Source organism: Aeromonas sp. 603607, from assembly GCF_049171595.1.
In the GTDB taxonomy this organism is placed as follows: Bacteria; Pseudomonadota; Gammaproteobacteria; order Enterobacterales; family Aeromonadaceae; genus Aeromonas; species Aeromonas veronii.
Genome location: NZ_JAAKOV010000029.1, coordinates 20,824 through 28,778, shown reverse-complemented (window position 1 = coordinate 28,778; position 7,955 = coordinate 20,824). Strand labels below are relative to the sequence as shown.

4 protein-coding genes, 2 tRNA genes and 1 riboswitch are annotated in these 7,955 nt (G+C 58.3%); of the genes, 4 read left to right on the top strand and 2 right to left on the bottom strand.

Features of this window, described 5'->3' with window-relative positions; translation table 11 throughout:
• Positions 1-76, bottom strand: a tRNA-Ala gene (locus G5315_RS20240).
• 45 nt (positions 77-121) lie between these two features.
• Here G5315_RS20240 and G5315_RS20235 point away from each other — a divergent pair.
• A complete protein-coding gene (locus G5315_RS20235; protein WP_266134150.1) occupies positions 122-457 on the top strand; it encodes a hypothetical protein in 336 nt (111 codons plus the stop codon).
• 880 nt (positions 458-1,337) lie between these two features.
• Here the strand turns inward: G5315_RS20235 and G5315_RS20230 are convergent.
• Positions 1,338-3,935 (bottom strand): glycosyl hydrolase family 18 protein, encoded by a 2,598-nt coding sequence (locus G5315_RS20230; protein ID WP_421333888.1) that lies wholly within the window; start codon positions 3,933-3,935, stop codon positions 1,338-1,340.
• Between the two features lie 98 nt (positions 3,936-4,033).
• A riboswitch (cyclic di-GMP riboswitch) is annotated at positions 4,034-4,121 on the bottom strand.
• A 456-nt stretch (positions 4,122-4,577) separates the two neighbouring features.
• On the opposite strand from G5315_RS20230, the gene G5315_RS20225 reads away from it, so the two are divergent.
• From G5315_RS20225 to G5315_RS20215, 3 genes are all read left to right on the top strand, one after another.
• A tRNA-Arg gene (locus G5315_RS20225) sits at positions 4,578-4,654 on the top strand.
• Positions 4,655-4,862: 208 nt separating this feature from the next.
• The gene (locus G5315_RS20220; RefSeq protein ID WP_421333886.1) at positions 4,863-5,747 is read left to right on the top strand and encodes a DMT family transporter; all 885 of its coding nucleotides are present in this window, start codon (positions 4,863-4,865) and stop codon (positions 5,745-5,747) included.
• Between the two features lie 105 nt (positions 5,748-5,852).
• Positions 5,853-7,790: a methyl-accepting chemotaxis protein gene (locus G5315_RS20215; protein WP_421333884.1), complete on the top strand. Its 1,938-nt coding sequence runs from the start codon at positions 5,853-5,855 to the stop codon at positions 7,788-7,790.
• Positions 7,791-7,955: the final 165 nt, after the last annotated feature.

Sequence of the window (7,955 nt, the reverse complement as noted above, 5' to 3'; positions counted from 1 at the left end):
TGGTGGAGCTACGCGGGATCGAACCGCGGACCTCTTGCATGCCATGCAAGCGCTCTCCCAGCTGAGCTATAACCCCAACTCACCTCGGCGCCACCGAAGTTATCTCCGGCAACGGAGGCGCATGATAGGCATCACCCGCTTTGCTGTCAACCCTAAAATAACCGCGACTGATTCGTTTAGTCAAAATTGCAGCAGTTCGCTGTTTTTACCAGCAAGACGCGTGCTATCTCTCTGTTTTATGTCACAAATCGGCTCAAGCACCTATAAAGGAGAGGCCGTGCAGCGAGCCTCTTTCCCCTTGCAACGCCCCCGCTATCAGGCCTCTTTTGCTGGCCGATCATCAGCTTCTCCCCCGTCACCTCGGGAAAGCCTTTCCATAAAGGGCATTGCATTTGAAAACCCTTTCCATGATTTTTGTAAATTTACAACACAGAAAGTTGATCTGGCTCACAAATGACCATAGGATCAAACCGTGACCCAGGTCACACACCATAACCATAAATGACAGAGCGATGAGGTAAACCATGTTTGAGAATCTGGCAGTCCTGTTCCACCTGCGCGGTGCAACCACCAAGAACGGCATTGTAGAGAAAGATGTCTATGCCCCCTCCACCCGTGAATACTACTTCCGCTACGGCAAGTAAGTGCTGAAAGCCTTTCACGGAAAATGTAATAAAAAAACAACACACATCATCACACAGCCCTTTCGAGGCGCTGTCCTGTCCGGGCCAGATGTTCCACGGCCAAACCTGAACTCCACCAAACAAGAATGGGGCCCGCAGGCCCCATCTTTTATTGCATCGGCTCATTGCAGGATCTCGGCCTGATCCAGGTATGACACCATGAAATCCCCTTGCCGGGAGCGCTGGCTTGGATAACACCAGCATCCGGGAAGCTGGCTATGATGCTTGCCATCCTTGTTCAACAGCCAAATGCCGTCGATTAAGTACTGCATGAAGGGACAGCATGACGACGGACAGAGATTTAAAAAGAGCGAGCAATCGAAGTTGAGCAAGCCCTCATCCTGGCGATACCGACCCGCTGGCCTGTCTCGCCAACAGCGGGATGCTCGCCTCTTGGGCAACCTGAAAATATTCGGCCGCAGACTTTCCAGCAGTGTAATTACAACGGCGGAAAGGTTGCCACGAATCAGGTTCACACCTTATCAGAGAGCAGTGCAGCCATCACTTGTGGAGAGCCTTCATGCCGGCATAACAAGTCGGCCTGACCGGATACAAGACAGAGCAGAAAAAGAGGGATTGGCAGAGCAGCCAATGTTCAGCGCCGCGGGTTGCAAAAGCGGGGCATGACCAGCATGCCCCGCCACAACTCAAACCTTATTTACAGCTGGCGGCCCCCACATCCTGCCAGACGTCGTGTTTGCCGGGCTCATTGCCCTTGGTCCAGTACTGCGCTTTCCATTGACGGCCATTATGGGTGGTGAGCTCGCCACCGTTGTAGGCCACATTGGCATCCCAACCCAGTTGCACCTTGCTCACCAACAGCCACTGATCCGCGGTGCGGCTCGGCTCGTTGCCCTGGGTCCAGTACTTGGCCTGCCACACCAGCTGGTTGTGGCTCACCTTGTCGCCGCTGTTATAGGTGCTGGCCGCTTTCCAGACTGGCCAGTTGGCCGCATCCGGATCGGTGGCCGAGCAACCGCCACCACCGCTGACCGGCTTGACCGTCAGACGGATTGCCGCGCTGGCATCCAGCGCGCCGTCGGAGACGGTGAGGCTAAGGTCATAGGCGGTGTCGCTGGTGACGCTCGGGCCGGTGACCACCAGGGTGGCACTGTTCTGACCGCTGGCGGTGAGGCCGGCCGGTACCGTCCACTGATAGGTGAGCGGATCACCGTTCGGGTCAGACGCGGTCGCCTTGAGGGTCACCTGCTTGCCAGACTCCACGGAAGCGGTAGCCGGCAGGCTCACCAGTGGCGGCAGGTTGGGCTGCGGCGCCTTGTTGGTGACCACCACCTGATCCTTGGCACTCAACTGCTGGTCATCGGTCACTGCCAGCTCAAACACCAGATTGATGTCGGTGGACACGGCATCGAGTACAACGCGGGCCTTGGCCTGAGTGGCATCAAACAGGGTGGCCTGCGGGCCGGATACCTGCTTCCAGCTATAGGTGAGGGCGCCATTTTCCGCGTCGTGGGACGCGGAACCATTCAGCGTCACCTCGGTCGGGCCAGTGACACTCAGATCGCTGCCCGCGTTGGCCACCGGCGGCTTGTTAGCTGGCGGAGTGGTTCCCTCGCCGTGACCCAACCCCTCGTGCATGGCATTGAGGATGTCGCCGTTGTCGGCATCAATCTCCCAGGAGAAGAGGCCGCCCAGCTTGTTGGCTAGCACATACTGCCCCTTGGCCTTGACCGAGCGGTCGTTGTCATAGGTGATGAGATCGCCGGTCGAAGCCTTGAACAGATAGGGAGCCTCGGCCACCTCGTCGTAGCTCTTCTCCCAGCCAGCTCCCATCCGGTTGTTGACGATGTCGCGGTAATCGACCACGCCATCTTCCCAGGTGCCTTTCACCTTGCCGGTCGCCTTGCCGGTGAAGGGGTTGTTGCCCTGATAGCCGCTCACGCCAGTCCAGCCACGGCCATACATGGCGGCACCGACCACCAGCTTGCCGGGGTCAACCCCTTGCGCCAGCATCAGGTTGACTGCCTTGTCGGTGGTGTACTTGGTATCGGGATCCCAGCTCGCCGCGTAGAGGTTAGTCTGGTGACCCAACTCGGTGTTGCTCCAGGCGCCGTTGTAGTCGTAGGTCATCATAAAGATGTGGTCCATGTAGGGTTGGGCCGCCCTGTAGTCCACATCCTGGATCTTGTCCCCCCCGGCCCCGATAGCCGACGTCAGCTCATACTGGCGACCAGTCTGCGACTCCAGCTCGTCGAGCATGGCGCGCAGCTCCTTCATCAGGGCCACGTAGGTGGCACCATCACTCGGGCTACCCAGCTTCGGGTTGGCACCCTGTCCGCCCGGATACTCCCAGTCAATGTCCACGCCATCGAAGAATTTCCAGGTCTGCAGGAACTCTTTGACCGAGGCGACGAAGGTATCGCGCTTGGTTTTGTCACCGAGGAAGTAGAAGGGGTCGGAAAGGGTCCAGCCGCCGACGGAGGGGAGGATCTTGAGGTCAGGGTAAGCCTGTTTGAGCGCCATCAGGGCACCGAAGTTACCCTTGTAAGGCTCGTCATAGGCAGTCAGGCCACTTTGCGGCATCTGAACGGCGGCCCAAGGATCGTGGATCGCAACCTTGAAGTCGGCACGACCGGCACACGCACGTTGCAACGCCTGGAAGCTCCCTTCGATCTCCTTGAGGCTATCGTTGAGGCCATCCCCGCCACAGATGGGGGTGAAACCATAGAGGATATGGGTCAGGTTCTGGGCCGGGATCTTGTCCACTGTGAACTTGCGACCATAGACGCCCCACTCCACGTAGTAGGTACCGACCACCTTGCCGGACTTGTTGGCGTAGGGCTTGTTGTTCTCCTGCAACGCGGCCTTTAGCGGCGCTAGGTGGCTGCCATCGGTATCGGCGACCACGATCTCCTTGGCATCAGAGAGAGTACAGCCATCGGCATTGCAGAGGGCCACCTGCATCTGGTAGCGCCCACCTTTGTTCACCTTGAATTTGGCCGTGCCTGCAGCAGCAGAGGGGCCAGACCACACCTCCTTGCCATCAAGCAGTACCTTGGCAGTCTGGCCGACGTCACCGCTCCAGAGGTTCCAGCTCACCTCCACATCGGCGGCATCCTTGACCTTGACCAGATTGTTGTAGGAGGTTGCCGCCTGATCCACTTCAACAATGGCGAACTTGATGGGACCCCAGCCGATGGTGGGCTTGCCCGGCGCAGCCGCATAAACGGCAGATGAGGCAAGCAGGGAGCCGACCATCATGGCCAGCGATGCGGGTTTTGGACTTAGCATATTGTTTTCCTTTACGTTATGGACAAACGAAAGGGCAACACAACACGACAGGCAACACAAACACGACTACCCCTTGGCAAAGGCAGCCAGCATAACACTGTGGTGGCCCCGCTATCCCAGCTCAACAACGCCTTTAGACCGGAGGCTTTGCGTCCCGACTTTTCAATCGGTTTGCCCTTGTCACAACTTTATTTTCGGCGATAACTAATCGCGAATTAACTCTATGGCAATTTATATAACTAAGCAAACAAGACCATTCCAAACCCGCTACTGACCGTACCTGACGCTGAGCCATGGCCTCATGATTCATCTTTAAAATACAAGGGAGCATTGGCCATTATTAATAGCTACCCAACTGATTAAGCTAAAAATTTCACTAAAACAAAATAAAGCGACAAAAGCTCAACACCTGTGGCACAACACAACAAGAGGTAGCCATACCTCACGGCAACAAGTGAATTAAAAGTCAATTTATTGCATACCAGCATCTTCCTCCCCCCACCCCTTCTTATTCAGACACCACAAACTTGTTTATCTGACCCCCAGAGCACAAACGCACAATCCGGCCAGAATGTAATCAACTGGATAGACAGACATACGCAGTTGTTTATTTTTATTGGCATTTTTATATAATGCCCGCACGTCCCAGTGGCACAGCTGGATAGCGCGCGCCCCTCCTAAGGGCGAGGTCGCAGGTTCGAATCCTGCCTGGGACGCCACCCATCATCCCCTTTTCGCATTCACTCATCTCTTTGGCGATTAGTTCGACGTCCAGCAGCACTCTGCTTGCACCATCAAAATCCTCACCAAGTCACAAGCAATTGTATTCACGCAGCATTCGGCATCTATCCTCTCTCTGATAGACTGCTTCTTTTTGGCTGAGCCCTGCGGCAAAGCCAGCAGCTTCATCTTGCAAAGGAGTGTTGGATGTCCGGATGTTCCTGGTGGGATAGATCCACCGGTTTTGCCTTGCTGACCATTGTGCTGTGGGCCTCGCTGGCGGCGCTGACGTCACGGGTTACCAGCGTGTCACCGCTGGTACTGGTCGGGCTGGTGCTGTTTTTCTGCGGGGTCGGGGCCTTGCCGTTCTGGCGCCAGTGGCATGCTCGTCCGATTACCTGGCTGGTGATGGTTGCGGCATTGCTGCTCTACCATCTGCTGCTCTTTATGAGCTTTCGCCATGCCCCGGTGCTGGAAGCAAACCTCATCAACTACCTCTGGCCGCTCTGCATCATTCTGTTCACCCCACTGTTGTTGCCCGGCCATCCACTCCATGCCCGTCACCTGCTGGCTGGCGCCTTTGGTCTGGCGGGTTCCATGCTGGTGATGGTCAACGGCGAGCTGCAACTGCAGCAGGCCTATCTGCCGGGATACCTGCTGGCACTGGGCGCGGCAGTCGTCTGGGGAGCCTACTCGGTATTATCACGCCGTCTGCCGCCAGCCCCCGCCGTGGTCACTGCGGCAACCTGTCTGCCCGCAGGTTTGTTGGCGCTGCTGCTTGCCCGTCTGCTCGAAGGGCCTCTGCCGCTCGCGCAGCTCCCCACCAGTGACTGGTGGCTGATCATCGGGCTGGCGCTGGGCCCGATGGGGGCGGCCTTCGTTACCTGGTATCTGGCACTGCGAGACGGCGATCCACGCCGGATCGGAGCCCTTGCCTACCTGACCCCTCTGCTGAGTACTTTGCTGTTAGTAACATTGAACGGAGAGGAGCTAACCTCGCGCCATCTGCTGGCCGGTGCACTTATCATGGGCGGCGCCCTGCTCGGTATGCTGGGCCAACGCAACAGAGCACTGGCATCCCCAGCCAGTTAAGTCGGTAAAATAGGGCCACCTGACCATGCTGTCATAAAAACGCCATCATCCCTGTTTAGGCTCGGGCCACGCTCCCCCATGGTCTGTGCTGACAGGAATTACCCCGTGAAAATCGCCCATTACGCCACCCTCTCCTCCCTTGTTTTGTTACTGGTCGCGGGAGGACAGGCGCTGGTCCTCTACCACGGCTGGCAGCAGCTTGCCCGTACCAATCAGGCCCAGCATCAGCACGAGACGCTGCAACAACTGGTGACCGTGACCCTGCAAAACAGCCTGCGTGACTACCTCAACAGCGGCGATCCGCAACAACTGACAGCCGCGGAGAAGGTCCGCCAGCAAGCGCTCTCCTCGCTGGCCGCTCAGGATGATGCCGTGGCAGCCCCGCTCAGACAGCAACTCGAACAGATGGCGCAGCGCATCGCGCACGACTATCAGGCCGCAGGCAAGCTCTCGGGCAACAGCCAGCTGCTGCTGCAAAATGCCGAGAGTGAACTGGGCAGCCAGGCCATGGAGCTGATCCGCTATGGGGAGCAAGGTGCCAGCACGGAACAATCTGCCGCGGCACAGCAATATCGCCGCGGTGCGGCCGAGATCCTGGCGGGCCTGCCGCGCCTCGCCCATTTGCGCCAAAGCTATATGGAGCAGGGCAATGAAAAGCTGCTCGAAGGGATCCGCTTCGAGCTGGAGGCACTGCAAAAACAGGCGCAAGCGCTGCAAGCCTTGCCGCTGCTCGGCATGTATGAAGAGGCGCCCGCCGATGAGTTCACGCTGGGGGAGCCGGTACGCAAGGAGCTGGGAGATCAACCGCGCAGCGAATTACGCTCGCTGCTGGGCCGCTATCCGCAGGAGCTGGCCAACAGCCGCACGGCGCTACAACAGCAACAGGCTGGCCGCCAGACCGTGCAGCAAGACATCATGGCCATGTTGCAAGCGACCAGACAGATGGGGGAACAACTTGCCCACGAGCGGCAAGCCGTCAATCAGGAGCTGGCCACCATCCTCGGCACGCTGGCGCTCTGTCTGGTGGTAGTCGCCCTGCTGTTTGCACTGGTGCAACGACGCTGGCTGCTCGCTCCCTTGTTGCGACTGCGCGGAGCCTTTCTGCAGCTCGATCAGACTGGGCAGGCCGAGCCGTTATCTGCCGGGCGTGATCGCAACGAGCTGGCCGATATCGTTGCCAGCTACAATCGGCTGATCGGTCGCCTGCAGCAGGATCAACAACAGAAAGAGGGGCAGCTGTCTGCGGTATCCCTCAGTCTGAAAGGAATGGTCAGCCAGGTTGACGAGATCCACCACAGCACCCGCACCACCGAGCTGGTAGTCGACGAGAGCGGTCAGATGATGGATGAGCTGAACCAGCTGGCCGGAGAGGTCCATCAGGTCGCCGCCGACATCGCCCGGCATGCCCACCATAACGAACAGGCGATGAGCCAGAGCGAAGATCTGGTGGGCAGCATGCTGCACGCTACTCGTCAGACCGGGCTGGCAATTGACGAGAGCGATGAGGCGCTGGAAGCCCTCACCCGCTCGGTTGCCGATGTGACGGACATTGTCGATGTCATCAGTCATATCGCCCAGCAGACCAACTTGCTGGCCCTCAACGCCGCCATCGAAGCGGCCCGTGCAGGGGAACAGGGGCGCGGCTTTGCCGTGGTCGCCGATGAAGTTCGCCACCTCTCGGCCAATACCCAGCAATCCCTCAACCAGATCACCGAGATTCTGCGGCGTCTGACCCAATCTGGTGAACAGCTTGGCACCGTGCTGAACCGGATCACCAGCGAGTCAAGCCGCCAACGGGCACAAGCCGAGCAGTTGCGCCAGACCACCCAGGCGGTGCGGGAGATCGCCCGCAACACCGCAGTGATCGCCCTGCAGGGCGCCGACAATGCCAAAAGTCAGGAGCACAAGCTGGCCAGTTTTGCCGATTTGATCGCCCGTATTCGTCAGCAGGCCTGTCAGGTAAGCCAACTCTCGGTGCAGGTCTCGTCCCATATCCACCATCAGGCGCAACAGATCCCCCGCATCCTCGGCCAGCAAGGCTGACCCTATTCGCCCCACATCCCCACCAATTCACTTTCCCTCGACCAGAGGGAAAGTTTTTTTGTAGCACAAAATTATATGTTGCCTGCAGGTTAACAGCTTCCCTTCCCCCGTATCTGATGAAAACCCGCACCGGCGCTGGCCACACCTCCAAGAAAACGCTCTCAT

What these genes read in the sequence shown, in the direction of transcription:
- G5315_RS20235 (WP_266134150.1), top strand. Translation starts at nt 122, where the DNA reads ATGATAGGCATCACCCGCTTTGCTGTCAACCCTAAAATAACCGCGACT.
- G5315_RS20230 (WP_421333888.1), bottom strand. Translation starts at nt 3,935, where the DNA reads ATGCTAAGTCCAAAACCCGCATCGCTGGCCATGATGGTCGGCTCCCTG.
- G5315_RS20220 (WP_421333886.1), top strand. Translation starts at nt 4,863, where the DNA reads ATGTCCGGATGTTCCTGGTGGGATAGATCCACCGGTTTTGCCTTGCTG.